Genomic DNA, 15,453 nt, shown 5'->3' on the forward strand with positions numbered 1-15,453 from the left:
AAAATATGAATGTTCAAGAAGTAATAAATATATTAATAAAAAATGGAATCATTCAAAATGGTGATGTAGAAGTAAAGGAATTAAAAGGTGGGACAGTAAGTAAATTATACTTGATCAATACTAACCATGGATTAAAGGTAGTGGTAAAACAGAACCTTCCTGAGATCATAAAGGCAGAAGCTCTCTATTTAAACATCTATCAGGATGTGGAGTTTTTGCCTAATTTACTGTACGTAGAGGAACATTTTCATTTTATGGTGTATTCCTATATCGATGGATCGACGAATAGGAAAGGGCTCCGTAAAAAGGAAATGGTAGCAGAGTTGGTAACCCATCTTATTAATCACTATAAACCATTCCCTAATAGTGAAAATTGGGGATGGGTAGATGAACAAACAGATTCGTGGAACCGCTTCTTATTACAGAGAGTGGAAGCTGCTGAAAAATGGGTTAAACCTTATTTAACAAGCGAGGATGTACTATTAGTCCGCCACCTTGTTGAAAGTAAGAGCCGTACTTCAGTTAGTAATGTCCCTTATTTACTTCATGGTGATTGCGGGATACACAATTTTATCTTTCAAGACGGGAAGTTTATAGGTGTAATTGACCCTATGCCTGTTTTAGGGCCACCACTATACGATGTCATTTATGCATTTTGTTCGACTCCTGATGAATTAACGAAAAGTGCGTTACTATCTACAGTAGCTAACTTATTATATAAAGAAGGAATTAGTGAAATGGAATTGTTTGAAGAAATGGTCATTGGATTATTCCTTCGAATATCAACTTGTGTAAAACATCATCCAACCGAGCTAAAGGACTATCAATTAGCTTGGAAGTATTGGAAGAATATCCTTAACAATTGTCATGAAGTGTAGCTTAGAAAGATAGTTTATATAGTGGGGAATAGTTAAAGCAGTGCAAACATAAGTTTGCACTGCTTTTGTATGATTGAGTAAAGTTCAAGAGGTTACGAATTAGTAATAGTACCTTGATGAAAAAACATTTGCCACTTTCCATCTATCAATTTCCAAATAGAGCTACGTAAAGTATTTACCATTCTAGTTTTATCCTGAATTCGATAGGTAGCTAAAACAGCATCCTCGGCTAATGGGAATATTTCGAAATGAGAAAGTGTCATGTCCCTAACACTAAGTCCTTCTCCTCCGGCAGAATCCTGTTTATACCAAATATTACCTGAACTTCCGAATTCAAAAAAGTTATCTGCAAGTAAAGAGTCTAATTTTGCTGGCGTAGTTCGGGTGTTTGGTTGTAATAACTCCTGTTCTAACTCCAATAAATGATTTCGTAGTGTTGTAATGTCATCCATTTTTTATCCCCCGCATTTATGTAATTAACTTATAATATCTAAAATATCTCGTCAATTCAATCTACAATTAGTAATAAAAACAATGGTAATAAAAGAAGTAATAATCATTATAGAGAGGATTTAAAGGAATGTAATGATTAAATGACGAATAAAAAATAAATAAGTTATACTAATTAGGCTTGAAATCTTCAATGTGTTATATTAATATGGTGTTAGAAGGTTAAACGCTTTCACATCACATTGAAAAGGGGAGTCCTAAATATGGGGATTATTGTTTGTCAATCATGCTTAGGTACAATTGATCACTTTGAAGATGAAAAAGTAACGGTTTTATATTCCGAATGTGGTTGTGATCACGAAGAAGAATTAGATGATTAAGAGTTTGGTTATGTCTTATTTTTAGAGAGACAGTACTTTATAATATTGAAAAACGAGGTGATTTATTCACCTCGTTTTTTATGCAAACAATATCTTATTTACGGAGAAATCTCCATGTTATAAAATGGCTTTACGCTCTTTTATAACCCGTAAATGTTTTAAATCAAAGTCCTCTGGTCCTTGAACAGGAAGGCCTGCTTCGATGTTTTTCTCGATGTAGGTAATATTATCTTTGGTCACAATTTCTCCTGGAATAAAGATTGGAATCCCTGGAGGATAAACCATAATAAATTCAGCAATCACTCTCCCAACACATTCATGAATGGGCAGTACTTCTGTTTCCGAGTAAAAGGCATCTCGTGGCGTTACTGCTAATAAAGGTATATCTGGAAGAAGGACGGAAATATCTCGTTGACCAGATAAATGCTGAAATGTAAGAGAAAGCTCCTTTAACGCTTTAATAAGTATTTCAGCTTCGTTATTCGTGTCTCCTGGAGTGATAATACATAAAAGATTGTATAAATCAGACATTTCTACTTCAATATTGTATACTTCTCTGAGCCATTTTTCAGCATCATAACCAGTGATACCTAAATCTTTAACAGATATAATCAATTTCGTTGGATCATAATCAAAGGTAGCTTTCGTCCCTAAAATTTCTTCTCCTACACAATATAAATAGTCAATTTCATTCACTTGCTTACGAATGGATTGTGAAAGATTAATTGATTCTTTAATTAACGCTTCACCTTCTGTTGCGAGCCTTTTTCGAGCAATATCTAATGAAGCAAGTAATAAATAAGAAGTCGAGGTAGTCGTTAACATACTTAATATCGATTGAACTCGCTTAGGTGAGACAAGTTCCCCTTTTATATTTAATACGGAGCTCTGAGTCATCGAACCGCCTAATTTATGAACGCTAGTAGCAGCCATATCAGCACCTGCCTGCATAGCGGACATCGGTAGATCATCATGGAAATGGATATGAACTCCATGTGCTTCATCAACAAGCACGGGAACATTATATGAATGGGCGATGCTCACGATTTCTTTTAAATTTGCCGAAATTCCGAAATAGGTTGGATTAATGACTAAAACCCCTTTGGCATCAGGGTGCTGCTCTAATGCTTTAGAAACCGAATCTGGCGTAATGCCATGGGATATTCCTAACGCTTTATCGACTTCTGGGTATAGGAAAATCGGTGTAGCTCCTGAAAAAACGATGGCGGTCATAACGGATTTATGAACGTTTCGCGGAACGATAATTTTATCTCCTGGCCCGCATACGCTCATCACCATTGTCATGATGGCACCAGACGTTCCTTGTACAGAAAAGAAAGTATAATCGGCACCAAATGCTTCTGCAGCAAGGTCTTGAGCTGCTTTAATCATCCCTTTTGGCTGATGTAAATCATCTAAAGGACCAATGTTTATTAAATCAATTGACAAGGCGTTTTCTCCAATAAAATCACGAAATTTTGGATCCATCCCCGTTCCTTTTTTGTGTCCGGGAATATGAAACTGAACAGGATTTTTTTGGCTATGTTCAACTAAACCAGTGAACAAAGGCGTTTCGAATTGTGACAAAGTGTTACACCTCTTTTTTCTAAAAAACTATAAGGAAGATAGATTAAACTATTTTTTAATATGCAGGATTTTTTCTTAGCGTACATAATTAATAAAATAACGAATGAAATTATAGCACTTATGTATATTTTTGCATAGTCATTTTAGTATGTGTGATGCAGGAATTTTTATGAGTGTATTCGTAGTATGTTTAATGAAAGGAGATACATAGTATGAATTGGGAAACAAAAGTAACAAAGATGCTTAATATACAATATCCAATTATTCAAGGAGGGCTCGCTTATTTAGCGTATGCAGACCTTGCAGCTGCGGTTTCAAATGCTGGTGGGTTAGGACAAATTACCGCGATGAGCATGTCTAGTCCAGAGGAGTTAGTTGAAGAAATTCATAAGGTAAGAGCGCTAACTAATCGCCCATTTGGTGTAAACTTTGCAATTGGTCAGCATGGTAGACCGTATGAACATTTTCTTGATGCTGCAATTCAAGAAAAAATCCCTGTCATTTCGATAACTGGGGGGAATCCTACACCTATTTTTGAAAAATTAGACGGAATTGACATGAAAAAATTAGTGTTAGTCGCTTCAAAAAGGCAAGCCATTAAGGCAGAAGCAATAGGTGCTGACGCAGTTATGGTTGTGGGTCATGAAGGAGGAGGGCATTTAGGGAAAGAAGATATTGGAACGATGGTATTAGTACCTCAAGTAGTGGACGCCGTTACAATTCCTGTCATTGCTTCAGGTGGAATTGGTGATGGCCGAGGGTTAATGGCAGCGTTGAGTTTAGGGGCTGAAGGGATTGAAATGGGCACACGTTTTATTGCGACAAAGGAATGTGTTCATGCTCACCCATCCTATAAGCAAGCGTTGATTGAAGGACAAGAAAATGATACAGTCGTTATTAAACGAACAATAGGAGCCCCTGCAAGAGTTATTCAAAATGAGTGGTCGGATAAGATATTACAACTAGAGGAATCGAAGGCTACTTTTTCAAGGTTAAAAGAGTATATTAGCGGTGAAGCAAATAAAAGATATATATATGATGGAAATTCGTCAGAAGGGTTTGCATGGGCTGGACAAGTAATGGGGTTAATAGGAGAAGTTCCTACTGTAAATGAATTATTCAAAAAAATGATTTTAGACGCAGAGGATATTAGACAGCAATGGGGAAAATAAAAAAAGTAGGTGTAAAGATGGACTACCAATATCCATTTTCATTGGAATGGTCGACACAAGAAGTAGTAGATGTCATTAGATTCTTTGAAATGATTGAAAAAGCGTATGAAAAAGGTGTTAAGCGTAATCAGTTAATGTCAGGTTATCGTAGATTTAAAGAAATCGTTCCGAGTATATCAGAAGAAAAGCAACTATTTAAAGAATTTGAAAAAGCAAGTGGCTATTCTTCTTATCATGCAGTTAAGAAGATGAAAGCGGGAGAATCCGAAGAGTGGATAACAATGTAAGCATAAGTCGGTGTCACTACACCGACTTATTTAGGAGTAAAGTAATTCTAGTAGAAAACTATTAATAAAGCGATATATATTTATGACAATTTATATAGAGGGGTTAATTTATCAAATATATGATTTAAAACATTCGTCCATTCTTCTTGAGACATGGATACAGCTTGTTCTCTTGAGATGGTCATGCCACATAAAATTTCAGCTTTTTTGACCGTTTCTAGACGGTGAAACATTTTTTCTAATTCAACACGATTAAGTTCATCCATTTTGATAACGTCAGGTTTTGTATGATCCAAAGACCAAACAAAATCGGAAGGAATCATGGATTGAATGTTCTCAATATTCTTTAATAAAGTTGTGGCAAATTCTTGTTTGAAAGGTGCTTCATAGATAACAGCAAACCAAATAAATACATGTGTTTCCCATAAGCCTATTTGAAAATGAGGGTGTTGTTTGTATCCTCGTTTATTGTTAGCAAATGCAACCCACGTATCTTTAGGTGGGTTGATGGTCCTTCTTGCATGCTTTGCAACGTGATAAAACATCTCATCTCCAGTTAATGTGCTTAGAGTAGGTGAAATTTCTTCCCCTAATGCTTCAAGCTTTGGTCGAATTTGTGTTTTTAAACCTTCCATTCTTGGTTCTAGACCATCTATTGAAAATACATCAAAATCTTCATTTGTAAACCCAGTAAAACTCATATTTGAGACGTCCTCCTACCTTTAGAATTTGTTTATTATTGTAGCATATTTCTCCCTAATTCGAAAAATAGAAGAATTACTAGGTAATAACACATTTTTGTTGCGTCTTTTACTTATTTTCATACTATATAGTAACTCTAGTCCTCTAAGTCACGAAAGATGAAACTAAACGTGGAAGGGGTGTTAAAATCCATGAAACAAGTTATGAATAGCTCAGTTAGGAAAGATTTTCACAAACAAAAAATAGCTGTACTACGTTTAGAAATGGATTACGAACTCGCTGTCTTATATGAAGCGATTCAACAGAAAAATGAGTTGCTAAAATCTAAAGCGGAAAAAAAGTTGCTGAAAATCCGAGATGAACTGGTAAAGCTAAATGCTTTTTAATTTAAAAGCCCTTATAACTTAAGACGGGCCTATAGGCTCGTTTTTTTAGTGAGTCACGAATGATGTTCAGCTACTTTTTGTGAATCCAGGATTAAATGGACCTGTATAGATATTAGGTAGGAATCATATCGGCTTTGAAAGAGGATATTGCGGATTTAGTCTTTAAATATTTAATTCCATTTTACACCATTCGATATACAATCATATTCTCCCATTTCGTTGTCGACCCATTTAATTACTAGGGTCGGAGTCTTCATGTATTCTTTATCTTAAAGCAAGTGATTTAAGTTTACCCATAGCTATTCGTGAGAATCTAATAATAAGGTCACCTAGGGATGAATTGTTTAAATAAGGTGATGATAATCAATACAACGTATGAGGATACATAAGAGTATGATACTTGATGGAATGTAGGTTTTCTTATAAGCTAAAATGAAAGATACGAAGAAAAACTGTGTAAAAAAATATTGCTGGAGGGAACTCTATGATTATGTGGGATGAAATGGATAAATGTGTAAAAGAGTGGATTGAAGAAGCAGGAGAAAGGATAAAAAAATCCTTTTTAAAACAACTAACTATTGAAACTAAATCGAATCGGAATGACCTCGTTACAGACATGGATAAAGAAACGGAGCAATTTTTTATAAAAAATATTAATGAAAAATTTCCTGACCACCGAATATTAGGTGAGGAGGGCTTTGGTGATTCAGTAGAAGATACAAAAGGGGTTTTATGGATTATTGACCCTATTGATGGAACGATGAATTTTGTTCACCAACAGCGAAATTTTGCTATTAGTATTGGGATATATGAAAATGGTGTCGGACGTTTAGGGTATATATACGATGTTGTACATAATGAACTTTATCATGCAAAAAAAGGCGAGGGGGCCTTCATGAATGATCAAAAACTACCAAACCTTCCTTCTGTAGCACTAGAAGATGCTGTTATTGCTTTAAACGCATTATGGCTAACCACGAATAAACATATGGATTCTTCTAAGCTAGTTCCTCTTGTAAGAGATGTTAGGGCTGCTAGATCATATGGGTCAGCTGCATTAGAAATGGCTTATGTTGCTGCAGGGCGTTTGGATGCATATTTAACAATGAGATTAGCTCCATGGGATTTTGCTGCAGGTAAAATTCTTATTGAGGAAGTTGGTGGAGTTGTGACAAACCTCAAAGGAGAATCACTTGATGTAGTGAGAAAAGATTCGGTATTTGTTGGAAAACCAACTCTTCATCAAGATATTTTGCAACGATATTTGACATGATTAAGGCCTACAGGATGTGGGTCATGAAGGCGTTGTAACAGGACGTCGCGCAGTTAGGCTTCGTTCCTTAATGCTGTCTAGCTCCACTGCCCAACGCCTAGTAAACTTGCCCTCTCCTCCTTACGATAAGTCAACATCGACTCGCTATGCTCCTCGTGTTTCCTTTATCTCGTGCGGAGCGGTTCAAGTTTATACGTCGCTGAACGGGCAGTTCCGCATTTCTTTTTGTCTAGCTTCGTCGGGTAGCAGCTCGGGGTCAACTGCCACCCCACTCCGGAAATCGGAATTTCCTGCGTGTTGCGTCAGTTGCCTGTCGCTGCTGAGCGACCCGACTCCGCATTTCCTTTTGTCTAGCTCCACTGCCCAGCGCCTAGTAAACTTGCCCTCTCCTCCTTACGATAAGTCAACATCGACTCGCTATGCTCCTCGTGTTTCCTTTATCTCATACGGAGCGGGTCAAGTTTATACGACGTTGATCAGGCGCTTCCGCTTAGGCCTACAGGATGTAGGTCATGAAGGCGTTGCGACAGGACGTCGCGCACTTAGCCTTCGTTCCTTAATGTTGTCTTGTGGCAGTTGCTGCCGCTGCCTGTTGCCCCAGAGTTAGCCGACTGCGCTATTCTTATTTTTCCCTAATTTTTTTCTTGGTTGTGAAGCCTACTCCCATAATCGTGATCAGGGCGACGATGCATAATAGGATTCCGATTAAGCTTCTTTCACTAATAAATATACCTATACCTATAATGGCTGAAGCTGCAAGTATTGCGAAAAATACAAACGGCCATTGAATTTTACTCATGTTATTCACTCCTTCTTTTTCATTGTACATAATCTATTTCTGCTTTTCTACACTCTGTGATATAATAATCAGGTTAATAGAACGTATGATGAAGTCATGCTAATCAGGAGTGAAGAAATGAAAACAAGACAAGATTTACGAAATATAGCGATTATTGCTCACGTTGACCATGGAAAAACCACTTTAGTAGACGAACTACTAAAGCAGTCAGGGATTTTCCGCTCTAACGAAAATGTTGAAGAACGGGCAATGGATTCAAATGATTTAGAAAGAGAACGTGGAATTACCATTCTAGCAAAGAATACCGCTATTCAATATAAAGATACTCGTATTAATATTTTAGATACACCAGGTCACGCAGACTTTGGTGGAGAAGTCGAGCGTATTATGAAGATGGTTGATGGTGTTCTCCTCGTTGTAGATGCATATGAAGGATGTATGCCGCAAACCCGTTTTGTTTTAAAGAAAGCATTAGAACAAAATCTAACACCAATTGTTGTTGTGAATAAAATTGATAAAGATTCAGCTCGCCCTGAAGAGGTAGTAGATGAAGTATTAGAGCTATTTATTGAATTAGATGCAAATGAAGACCAACTTGAATTTCCTGTAGTATATGCTTCTGCTATTAGTGGTACGGCTAGTCTAGATCCAGATCCTGCTAATCAAGAAGAAAATATGCAATGCTTATACGAAGGAATAATTGAAAATATTCCAGCTCCTGTTGACAATCGGGAAGAGCCATTGCAATTCCAAGTAGCATTGCTAGATTATAATGACTACGTTGGAAGAATTGGAATAGGTCGTGTGTTTAGAGGAACGATGGAAGTTGGACAACAAGTTTCTTTAATGAAGCTTGATGGTTCTGTTAAAAATTTCCGTGTGACGAAAATGTTTGGATTTTTAGGACTGAAGCGTGTAGAAATCGAGAAGGCTTATGCTGGTGATTTAGTGGCCGTTTCAGGAATGGAAGATATTAATGTAGGGGAAACCGTGTGTCCTGTAGACTATCAAGAGCCACTTCCTATTCTACGTATCGATGAGCCAACTCTACAAATGACTTTCTTAGTTAATAATAGTCCATTTGCTGGTCGTGAAGGAAAATTTGTAACAGCCCGTAAAATAGAGGAACGTCTACTAGCTCAACTTCAAACAGACGTAAGTTTACGTGTTGAAAATACGGACTCTCCTGATGCTTGGGTTGTATCAGGGCGTGGAGAGCTTCATCTTTCTATATTAATTGAAAACATGCGTCGTGAAGGTTATGAGCTCCAAGTATCAAAGCCTGAAGTTATTGTACGTGAAATTGATGGTGTAAAAAGCGAGCCCGTTGAGCGCGTTCAAATCGATGTACCGGAAGAGTATACAGGAAGTATTATTGAGTCATTAGGTTCAAGAAAAGGTGAAATGCTTGATATGATTAACAACGGAAATGGTCAAGTTCGCCTAATCTTTATGGTTCCTGCCCGTGGCTTGATTGGTTATTCAACCGAATTTATGACATTGACTAGAGGGTACGGGATCATCAATCATTCCTTTGATAGTTATCAACCTCTTCAGCAAGGTCGTGTCGGAGGACGCCGCCAAGGAGTTATTGTTTCAATGGAGACAGGGAAATCTTCAACATATGGCATAATGCAAGTGGAGGATCGCGGAACCATCTTTGTTGAGCCTGGCACAGAAATTTATGCAGGTATGATCGTTGGAGAGCATACTCGCGAAAACGATATTACCGTTAATATTACGAAAACAAAGCATGCTACCAATGTCCGTTCTGCTACGAAAGATCAAACGGTTACGATTAAAAAACCGAGAATTATGTCTTTAGAACAGTCACTTGAGTATTTAAATGATGATGAATATTGTGAAATTACACCTGAATCCATTCGTCTTCGTAAGAAAATCTTAGAAAAAAATGAACGTGAAAGAGTAGCTAAGAAAAAGAAGCTTGCTGAAAAGAATGATTAATTAAGGAGAGGATAGGTAATGGGAGATATAAAAGTAGAAGAAAAATTGTCATTTTTTGCAGCACTTTATCAAGTTGATCAAAATGCTACATTAGGAATGTGGATGCTTTTTCTCACTATTGTAGCCCTTTCCATTTTAGTTTTTAAGCTTGGATTTGCCAAGAAGCTACCTATAATGAAGTCAGTTATCATCTACCTTTTCCTAATCATTGGCTGTACGGTTCTAACCTTTTTAGGGATATTTTTGCCTATAGCTGAAGGACTAGTAGTTGCAGCGGTCATTTTAATTATTTATAAAGTTCGCTTATATAACGAAAAGAAGGAAAGTTCTTCATCGTAAACAACATTAAAAGGCTCATCGTATTGTACGATGAGCCTTTAAAAATTGGCTGTCTGTTTTGTGAAGCACTGGACTGGTTGCAAGTATTCCCCTAAAGGGGTTTGGGACTATTAAAATTCATCAACTTCTTTAGGTGTTTGATATAGGTGAAAACTTGTAGATTTTTTTCGTTCTTCTGTTCTTATTCGAATCCGTTCATGGCAATTTGTACACATATATGTATGGATAGGACGGTTTCTCAATCGCTTAGCTTCTAATGTTTCATCTTCAAGCTTGTTAATTTGGTCACATAAAATACACTTCACTCTCATAGAAAAACCTCCATCATTTCTCCATTTTTAATAAGTATAGCATGTTAAAAGAAAAGAATCCTCTATAAGTAAGTTCTATATTCCTTCACTATCCATAATATAGTATACTAACAGCATAACCTACTCACCATGTACGTATAGATAATAAAATCTATATGAAAGGTTGAAATGGCAGACAATGAATTGGTTATAAATTTTGCAAATGTGCTAGAAGGAGGAGCGGAATGGCGAATCGAGTTGAACCGAAGCTTATACCAGCACTATTTGAAGAATTTCAATCAGAAACATTTGTAACCATCTCTTCAGTTGACAAAAAGTCAGGGGCCCCAGTAATTCATGCAATTTCTTGGATATTGGCGAAAGATGAGGAGACGCTCGTCCTCTCGGTTGATCAACGTTCGAGGTTGGTCGAGAATGTAGAAAATAATTCTACAGTCACTGTGTGTTTAATAGCCAATGAGTCTACGTATGCAATCTCAGGGGAAGCTAGCGTAGAAGGGATGCTAGAAGAAGTGCCATTAAAATTGTCTTTAATTAAAATAAAAATTAATGAAGTAAGAGATGTGATGTTTTACGGATCGAAAATGGTCCAAGCTCCGACATATGATAAAACATACGATAAAGTGGCGGCTGAACGCCTAGACAGCCAAGTAATGGAAGCCATGAAAAAAGCATAGTGCTTTTTCATGGCTTCTTTTTATTGAAAGAAGTATCGATTTTATTCTTCTTTCATGAATTGATTCGATTGATCTTCTTGGATTTCATTTAATTCATTCTCTGTTTGTGGATTTAGTTTCTTTTTCTCCTTATCTGGAGCATCTTCAGGGTTGGGATCTTGAAGTAGTCTAGGAACTTCCGGCATAAGTCGACCTACAATGTCAGATAATTCATTTGTAATTCCTTGAAGAGGGTGTCCATTTTGTATATCTTGTCCAATTTCTTTTAATCTTGCTGTAATGTCAGGATCTGCTACGACAATGGCGTTCGCGCCACTAGGGTCATTTTTTAGACTTTCTGCTACAGAATATTTAATGGTTCCAACTTCAGAACGATCAAGGTTTTGGTCTACATCAATACCAACAATTGCGTACCCCCCTAAAGCGACAGCGGTAGCTCCTTTTACGTTACGGGTTGAAATAGCTAATTTTTCAAGATGCTTAGATACAGTAAGACTTTGTTCACGATCCTCTATTTTTATATGACTATCTTTAACCGTAATGGCTTGATTTTTGGCTTGAGCTAACTCATCTTTTTCTGGATTCGTGGCACAGGCAGTTAGCAAAAAAAGTATCGTTGAAAAATATAAAACGTTTTTCATAATTTTCCTCCAAGCTTTAATATGTTCCTGTAAAGGTTAGTGTGTATTTATCTTCTATCTTTATGCGTTGGTTCATATATTTTAACAAGCTGAGAATGGAAAATAACCTGTTGGAGAGGAGCTACATACAATAGAATAAGAAATGAGGAGCAGGAGGCATCGATTTGAGTAAAATTTATGTATTAGATACCAATGTCTTGTTACAAGATCCGTATGCGATTTTTTCCTTTCAGAAAAATGAAGTGGTTATTCCAGCCGTCGTCTTAGAAGAAGTTGATTCTAAAAAGAGGTACATGGATGAAATCGGAAGAAATGCAAGACAAGTATCCAAAATGATCGACGGCTTACGGCAACAAGGAAAGCTCCATGAAAAAATAGCACTCCATAACGGTGGTTCCTTACGTATTGAATTGAATCATCGTTCTTTCCATCAACTCCAAGACATATTTGTAGAAAAAACAAATGATAATCGAATTTTGGCTGTGGCTAAAAATTTATCGAATGAGGAAGAAGCGAAAAGTAATGGTAAATTAGTCATATTAGTCAGTAAAGATACGCTCGTTCGTGTAAAAGCCGATGCTCTAGGGCTACAGGCAGAAGACTTTTTGAATGACCGAGTAATCGAAGTAAACGATATTTACAATGGCTTTTTAGAAATCTATGTTGAAAAGAAATCATTAAATATATTTTATGAAAAAGGAGAGCTGATGTTATCAGATATAACAGATCAGCGCTTCTATTCTCAACAATTTGTCATATTGAAAGATGTGCTAGGGAGTTCGTCATCTGCCATCGGGATAGTTGATCATACTACGAAAAGCTTAAAAAAGCTCGTGTATGATCAGGAACAAATATGGGGAATTAAGCCGCGGAATGTTCAACAAACGATGGCTTTGGAACTACTTCTTCGAACTGATATCCCTTTGGTAACACTTGCTGGAAAAGCAGGTACAGGTAAGACGCTGCTGGCTTTAGCAGCAGGATTATTACAAACTGAGGATTTTCAATCGTATAAAAAACTTCTTGTTGCTCGACCTATTGTACCAGTAGGCAAGGATATTGGCTTTTTACCTGGTGAGAAGCAAGAAAAATTACGACCTTGGATGCAACCGATTTTTGATAACCTTGAATATTTGTTTAATACGAAGAAGCAGGGTGAATTGGATAATATATTGGCGGGAATGGCATCCATTGAAGTGGAGGCATTGACTTACATTCGTGGTAGAAGTATTCCGGACCAATATATTATCATCGATGAAGCACAAAACTTAACAAAACACGAAGTTAAAACTATTTTAACGAGAGTTGGAGAAAGAAGTAAAATCGTGTTAATGGGAGACCCTGCACAAATTGATCATCCATATTTAGATGAATATAATAATGGGTTAACCTATGTGATCGAGCGCTTTAAGGAACAGCAAATTGCTGGTCATATTAAATTGTTAAAAGGGGAAAGGTCAGGTCTTGCTCAATTGGCAGCAGACCTTCTGTAAAGGGTGTTCACTATAAACGTCTTTTAAAACATGCCAGACTGTAGACAAACTCGATGCAAATCGAAAAACTCTACAGTCTTTTTTTATTTTATAGTAACTTAAGTTGCAATCTGGAAAACAATCTCTCTTATTAACAATAATTTCAAGAAGAAAGAATCCAAAAAAGAAACCTAACCCGTTTGATAAGCATAGGTGGGAGTATAGTTAAAACGATGGGAGGGATGCTTAGTAAAGAAAAGACAAATGAAACCATGTATTTCTTCTTTCCGGACGCTATCAGACGTGCAACGGATTTTTTTCGCTAATCCTTAAGTCAACATGGAATAGTTTAGTGAGGGCTTAAATGATAAACGAACTATTTAAGACGAAAAAAAGGGGTGATGAATATAATGTTCATCATCCCTTTTGACGACAATATGTTTTACTCTTTTGTTTTTAAATAATGAAATGTGCAAAAATTTACTCTATTCGTAAAGTTTTTACATGTGTAATGGGGTTGGACTTATTCGAACCATCTTGAAAATAAACGTGAACAGGTCCATCATCTTGCAGAGGCTTCCCTTTAGAGGAAAAACAAAGAATAAATGAATACGCATCTTCTAATGGGAAAGCATACTCGTTTGTTTCTGTTTCGATAATAAACGTTTTTGCCTCTTCAAAAGGGGCAGCATTTTCAATAAAAGGCTTTAAAACAATCGCAAACGTGGATGTAAGTAACCTTTCCTTTTCATATTTTTTTTCAGTTTTTAGCGTTGGTGGGTAAGTTGCCCCTTCTTGAATTTCTCGTGACCAATGTTTGGAGATGGCTTTTGTATAGGTTTCTAATTCATTATTCGTCTCGTTAGTTGCTTCGAAAAAACTTTCTAACTCTTGTTTGCGATCATCAAAAATCCAAACAGAGGGGTCAATCGTAATAGGGAATTTGACTTTTCCTGCAAAGTTAATAATCTTATCCAATTTGTTCTCTCCCTTTCATCATTCGTGTAGGCGCTTCCTACTCATTTCGTGAATAAGCATACCATACGAAATTCATCAATTCATCCTCTTTTAAATCAAAATGAGTGACTTAGTAGAAAAGGGGGAACCTATTGTATAGGAAGTTGATTTGTTTCGTTAGGTAGAAAGGGTGAGTAAATTGATAAGCTGTAAGACAAATGAAGAACTTACAAAGCTTGTTGAACAGGCAAGACCATTTGTAAAATATGGGAAAGTTGCGGACTATATTCCTGCTTTAAAGGAAAGTAATCCTGACGATTTATCTGTGTCCATTTGCTATTTAGACGGGACAAGATTTTTTGCAGGAGATTATGTGAAGAAGTTTACTCTACAAAGTATTTCAAAAGTGATTGCGTTAGCATATGTATTAATTGAGAATGGACCAAATGAAGTTTTTTCAAACGTTGGCATGGAGCCGACGGGAGATCCGTTCAATTCAATTGTCAAGCTGGAGACTAGTAATCCTTCAAAACCATTGAATCCGATGATAAATGCCGGTGCCTTAGCTGTGACAAATATGTTTAAGGGTGAGGATCATTACGAGAAATGGGAAGGATTTATTCAATTTGTCCAATCATTATTAGGAATTGAAGAGGTATCATGGAATGAAAACGTGGCCTTATCAGAATTTAATACTGCCTTTTTAAATCGTTCCTTAGGTTTCTTTATGAAACAATACGAAATTATTCATGGTGATATTGAAGAGTTATTATTTTTATATACAAAACAGTGTGCCATTGAAATCAATTGCTCACAACTAGCTACAATCGGTGCAGTATTTGCAAATGAGGGGAAAGATCCTGTAACGCAGGAGGTTAAAGTTCCGTCAGATGTAGCAAGAATATGTAAAACCTTTATGGTAACGTGCGGTATGTATAATGCTTCAGGAGAATTTGCGACTAAAGTGGGGATTCCAGCCAAAAGTGGGGTTTCAGGAGGGATAATGGGAGCAGTTCCCCATAAATGTGGAATTGGTGTATTTGGTCCAGCACTAGATGAGAAAGGAAATAGTATTGCTGGCTTAAATTTAGTGCAGCTTATGAGTGACCGTTATCAGTGGAGTATTTTTTAACATTTTCAATTGTAAATCCCTTTCCTAGCGCTTGCAATTTTATTC

18 protein-coding genes are annotated in these 15,453 nt (G+C 36.7%); 11 read left to right on the forward strand and 7 right to left on the reverse strand.

From position 1 onward, the window contains the following. The first annotated feature begins 5 nt into the window (after positions 1 to 5). Positions 6 to 878, forward strand: a complete 873-nt coding sequence (locus WAK64_RS02865) for an aminoglycoside phosphotransferase family protein (RefSeq protein WP_336585436.1) — start codon at positions 6 to 8, stop codon at positions 876 to 878. Positions 879 to 970: 92 nt separating this feature from the next. Here the strand turns inward: WAK64_RS02865 and WAK64_RS02870 are convergent, their stop codons facing one another. Next, positions 971 to 1,330: a nuclear transport factor 2 family protein gene (locus WAK64_RS02870; RefSeq protein ID WP_336585437.1), complete on the reverse strand. Its 360-nt coding sequence runs from the start codon at positions 1,328 to 1,330 to the stop codon at positions 971 to 973. 261 nt (positions 1,331 to 1,591) lie between these two features. Between WAK64_RS02870 and WAK64_RS02875 the strand changes: the two genes are divergently transcribed. Continuing rightward, positions 1,592 to 1,708, forward strand: coding sequence for a GapA-binding peptide SR1P (locus WAK64_RS02875; RefSeq protein ID WP_336585438.1), 117 nt, complete (start codon positions 1,592 to 1,594; stop codon positions 1,706 to 1,708). A 117-nt stretch (positions 1,709 to 1,825) separates the two neighbouring features. Here the strand turns inward: WAK64_RS02875 and WAK64_RS02880 are convergent, their stop codons facing one another. Continuing rightward, positions 1,826 to 3,295 carry an aminotransferase class I/II-fold pyridoxal phosphate-dependent enzyme gene (locus WAK64_RS02880; protein ID WP_336585439.1) on the reverse strand — a complete coding sequence of 490 codons (1,470 nt, stop codon included), beginning with the start codon at positions 3,293 to 3,295 and terminating at the stop codon, positions 1,826 to 1,828. Positions 3,296 to 3,507: 212 nt separating this feature from the next. Between WAK64_RS02880 and WAK64_RS02885 the strand changes: the two genes are divergently transcribed. Together WAK64_RS02885 and WAK64_RS02890 are read left to right on the forward strand one after the other, a co-directional pair. Then, entirely contained in the window at positions 3,508 to 4,467 is a 960-nt protein-coding gene (locus WAK64_RS02885; RefSeq protein WP_336585440.1) for an NAD(P)H-dependent flavin oxidoreductase, read from the forward strand. 17 nt (positions 4,468 to 4,484) lie between these two features. After that, positions 4,485 to 4,754: a UPF0223 family protein gene (locus WAK64_RS02890; RefSeq protein ID WP_336585695.1), complete on the forward strand. Its 270-nt coding sequence runs from the start codon at positions 4,485 to 4,487 to the stop codon at positions 4,752 to 4,754. 80 nt (positions 4,755 to 4,834) lie between these two features. Here the strand turns inward: WAK64_RS02890 and WAK64_RS02895 are convergent, their stop codons facing one another. Beyond that, the gene (locus WAK64_RS02895; protein WP_336585441.1) at positions 4,835 to 5,455 is read right to left on the reverse strand and encodes a YktB family protein; all 621 of its coding nucleotides are present in this window, start codon (positions 5,453 to 5,455) and stop codon (positions 4,835 to 4,837) included. Between the two features lie 192 nt (positions 5,456 to 5,647). Between WAK64_RS02895 and WAK64_RS02900 the strand changes: the two genes are divergently transcribed. After that, on the forward strand, positions 5,648 to 5,842 hold the full coding sequence (locus WAK64_RS02900; protein ID WP_336585442.1) for a hypothetical protein: 195 nt from the start codon (positions 5,648 to 5,650) through the stop codon (positions 5,840 to 5,842). Between the two features lie 484 nt (positions 5,843 to 6,326). Beyond that, complete coding sequence (locus WAK64_RS02905; RefSeq protein WP_336585443.1) at positions 6,327 to 7,115, forward strand: inositol monophosphatase family protein; 789 nt, start codon at positions 6,327 to 6,329, stop codon at positions 7,113 to 7,115. A gap of 622 nt (positions 7,116 to 7,737) precedes the next feature. Here WAK64_RS02905 and WAK64_RS02910 read toward each other — a convergent pair. Beyond that, positions 7,738 to 7,914, reverse strand: coding sequence for a YlaF family protein (locus WAK64_RS02910; RefSeq protein ID WP_336585444.1), 177 nt, complete (start codon positions 7,912 to 7,914; stop codon positions 7,738 to 7,740). A 117-nt stretch (positions 7,915 to 8,031) separates the two neighbouring features. Between WAK64_RS02910 and typA the strand changes: the two genes are divergently transcribed. Together typA and WAK64_RS02920 are read left to right on the forward strand one after the other, a co-directional pair. Next, a complete protein-coding gene (gene typA, locus WAK64_RS02915) occupies positions 8,032 to 9,879 on the forward strand; it encodes a translational GTPase TypA (protein WP_336585445.1) in 1,848 nt (615 codons plus the stop codon). Between the two features lie 18 nt (positions 9,880 to 9,897). Further along, the gene (locus WAK64_RS02920) at positions 9,898 to 10,218 is read left to right on the forward strand and encodes a YlaH-like family protein (protein ID WP_336585446.1); all 321 of its coding nucleotides are present in this window, start codon (positions 9,898 to 9,900) and stop codon (positions 10,216 to 10,218) included. A gap of 110 nt (positions 10,219 to 10,328) precedes the next feature. Here WAK64_RS02920 and WAK64_RS02925 read toward each other — a convergent pair whose 3' ends face one another. Next, positions 10,329 to 10,529 (reverse strand): YlaI family protein, encoded by a 201-nt coding sequence (locus WAK64_RS02925; protein ID WP_336585447.1) that lies wholly within the window; start codon positions 10,527 to 10,529, stop codon positions 10,329 to 10,331. 224 nt (positions 10,530 to 10,753) lie between these two features. Between WAK64_RS02925 and WAK64_RS02930 the strand changes: the two genes are divergently transcribed. Next, on the forward strand, positions 10,754 to 11,206 hold the full coding sequence (locus WAK64_RS02930) for a pyridoxamine 5'-phosphate oxidase family protein (RefSeq protein ID WP_336585448.1): 453 nt from the start codon (positions 10,754 to 10,756) through the stop codon (positions 11,204 to 11,206). A 41-nt stretch (positions 11,207 to 11,247) separates the two neighbouring features. On the opposite strand, the gene WAK64_RS02935 is transcribed toward WAK64_RS02930, so the two are convergent. Next, positions 11,248 to 11,847, reverse strand: a complete 600-nt coding sequence (locus tag WAK64_RS02935; RefSeq protein WP_336585449.1) for a YhcN/YlaJ family sporulation lipoprotein — start codon at positions 11,845 to 11,847, stop codon at positions 11,248 to 11,250. Positions 11,848 to 12,011: 164 nt separating this feature from the next. Here WAK64_RS02935 and WAK64_RS02940 point away from each other — a divergent pair, with 164 nt between their 5' ends. Further along, positions 12,012 to 13,340 carry a PhoH family protein gene (locus WAK64_RS02940; protein ID WP_336585450.1) on the forward strand — a complete coding sequence of 443 codons (1,329 nt, stop codon included), beginning with the start codon at positions 12,012 to 12,014 and terminating at the stop codon, positions 13,338 to 13,340. A gap of 459 nt (positions 13,341 to 13,799) precedes the next feature. Here the strand turns inward: WAK64_RS02940 and WAK64_RS02945 are convergent, their stop codons facing one another. Continuing rightward, complete coding sequence (locus WAK64_RS02945; RefSeq protein ID WP_336585451.1) at positions 13,800 to 14,297, reverse strand: peptidyl-prolyl cis-trans isomerase; 498 nt, start codon at positions 14,295 to 14,297, stop codon at positions 13,800 to 13,802. A 181-nt stretch (positions 14,298 to 14,478) separates the two neighbouring features. Here WAK64_RS02945 and glsA point away from each other — a divergent pair, with 181 nt between their 5' ends. Then, positions 14,479 to 15,408 carry a glutaminase A gene (glsA, locus tag WAK64_RS02950; protein ID WP_336585696.1) on the forward strand — a complete coding sequence of 310 codons (930 nt, stop codon included), beginning with the start codon at positions 14,479 to 14,481 and terminating at the stop codon, positions 15,406 to 15,408. The last annotated feature ends 45 nt before the right edge of the window (positions 15,409 to 15,453 follow it).

It is taken from the genome of Bacillus spongiae (assembly GCF_037120725.1).
Classification (GTDB): Bacteria; Bacillota; Bacilli; order Bacillales; family Bacillaceae_K; genus Bacillus_CI; species Bacillus_CI spongiae.

Coding starts and splice junctions, on each gene's coding strand:
- WAK64_RS02865 (WP_336585436.1), top strand. CDS start 6: ATGAATGTTCAAGAAGTAATAAATATATTAATAAAAAATGGAATCATT.
- WAK64_RS02870 (WP_336585437.1), bottom strand. CDS start 1,330: ATGGATGACATTACAACACTACGAAATCATTTATTGGAGTTAGAACAG.
- WAK64_RS02875 (WP_336585438.1), top strand. CDS start 1,592: ATGGGGATTATTGTTTGTCAATCATGCTTAGGTACAATTGATCACTTT.
- WAK64_RS02885 (WP_336585440.1), top strand. CDS start 3,508: ATGAATTGGGAAACAAAAGTAACAAAGATGCTTAATATACAATATCCA.
- WAK64_RS02890 (WP_336585695.1), top strand. CDS start 4,485: ATGGACTACCAATATCCATTTTCATTGGAATGGTCGACACAAGAAGTA.
- WAK64_RS02895 (WP_336585441.1), bottom strand. CDS start 5,455: ATGAGTTTTACTGGGTTTACAAATGAAGATTTTGATGTATTTTCAATA.
- WAK64_RS02900 (WP_336585442.1), top strand. CDS start 5,648: ATGAAACAAGTTATGAATAGCTCAGTTAGGAAAGATTTTCACAAACAA.
- WAK64_RS02905 (WP_336585443.1), top strand. CDS start 6,327: ATGATTATGTGGGATGAAATGGATAAATGTGTAAAAGAGTGGATTGAA.
- WAK64_RS02910 (WP_336585444.1), bottom strand. CDS start 7,914: ATGAGTAAAATTCAATGGCCGTTTGTATTTTTCGCAATACTTGCAGCT.
- typA (WP_336585445.1), top strand. CDS start 8,032: ATGAAAACAAGACAAGATTTACGAAATATAGCGATTATTGCTCACGTT.
- WAK64_RS02920 (WP_336585446.1), top strand. CDS start 9,898: ATGGGAGATATAAAAGTAGAAGAAAAATTGTCATTTTTTGCAGCACTT.
- WAK64_RS02925 (WP_336585447.1), bottom strand. CDS start 10,529: ATGAGAGTGAAGTGTATTTTATGTGACCAAATTAACAAGCTTGAAGAT.
- WAK64_RS02930 (WP_336585448.1), top strand. CDS start 10,754: ATGGCGAATCGAGTTGAACCGAAGCTTATACCAGCACTATTTGAAGAA.
- WAK64_RS02935 (WP_336585449.1), bottom strand. CDS start 11,847: ATGAAAAACGTTTTATATTTTTCAACGATACTTTTTTTGCTAACTGCC.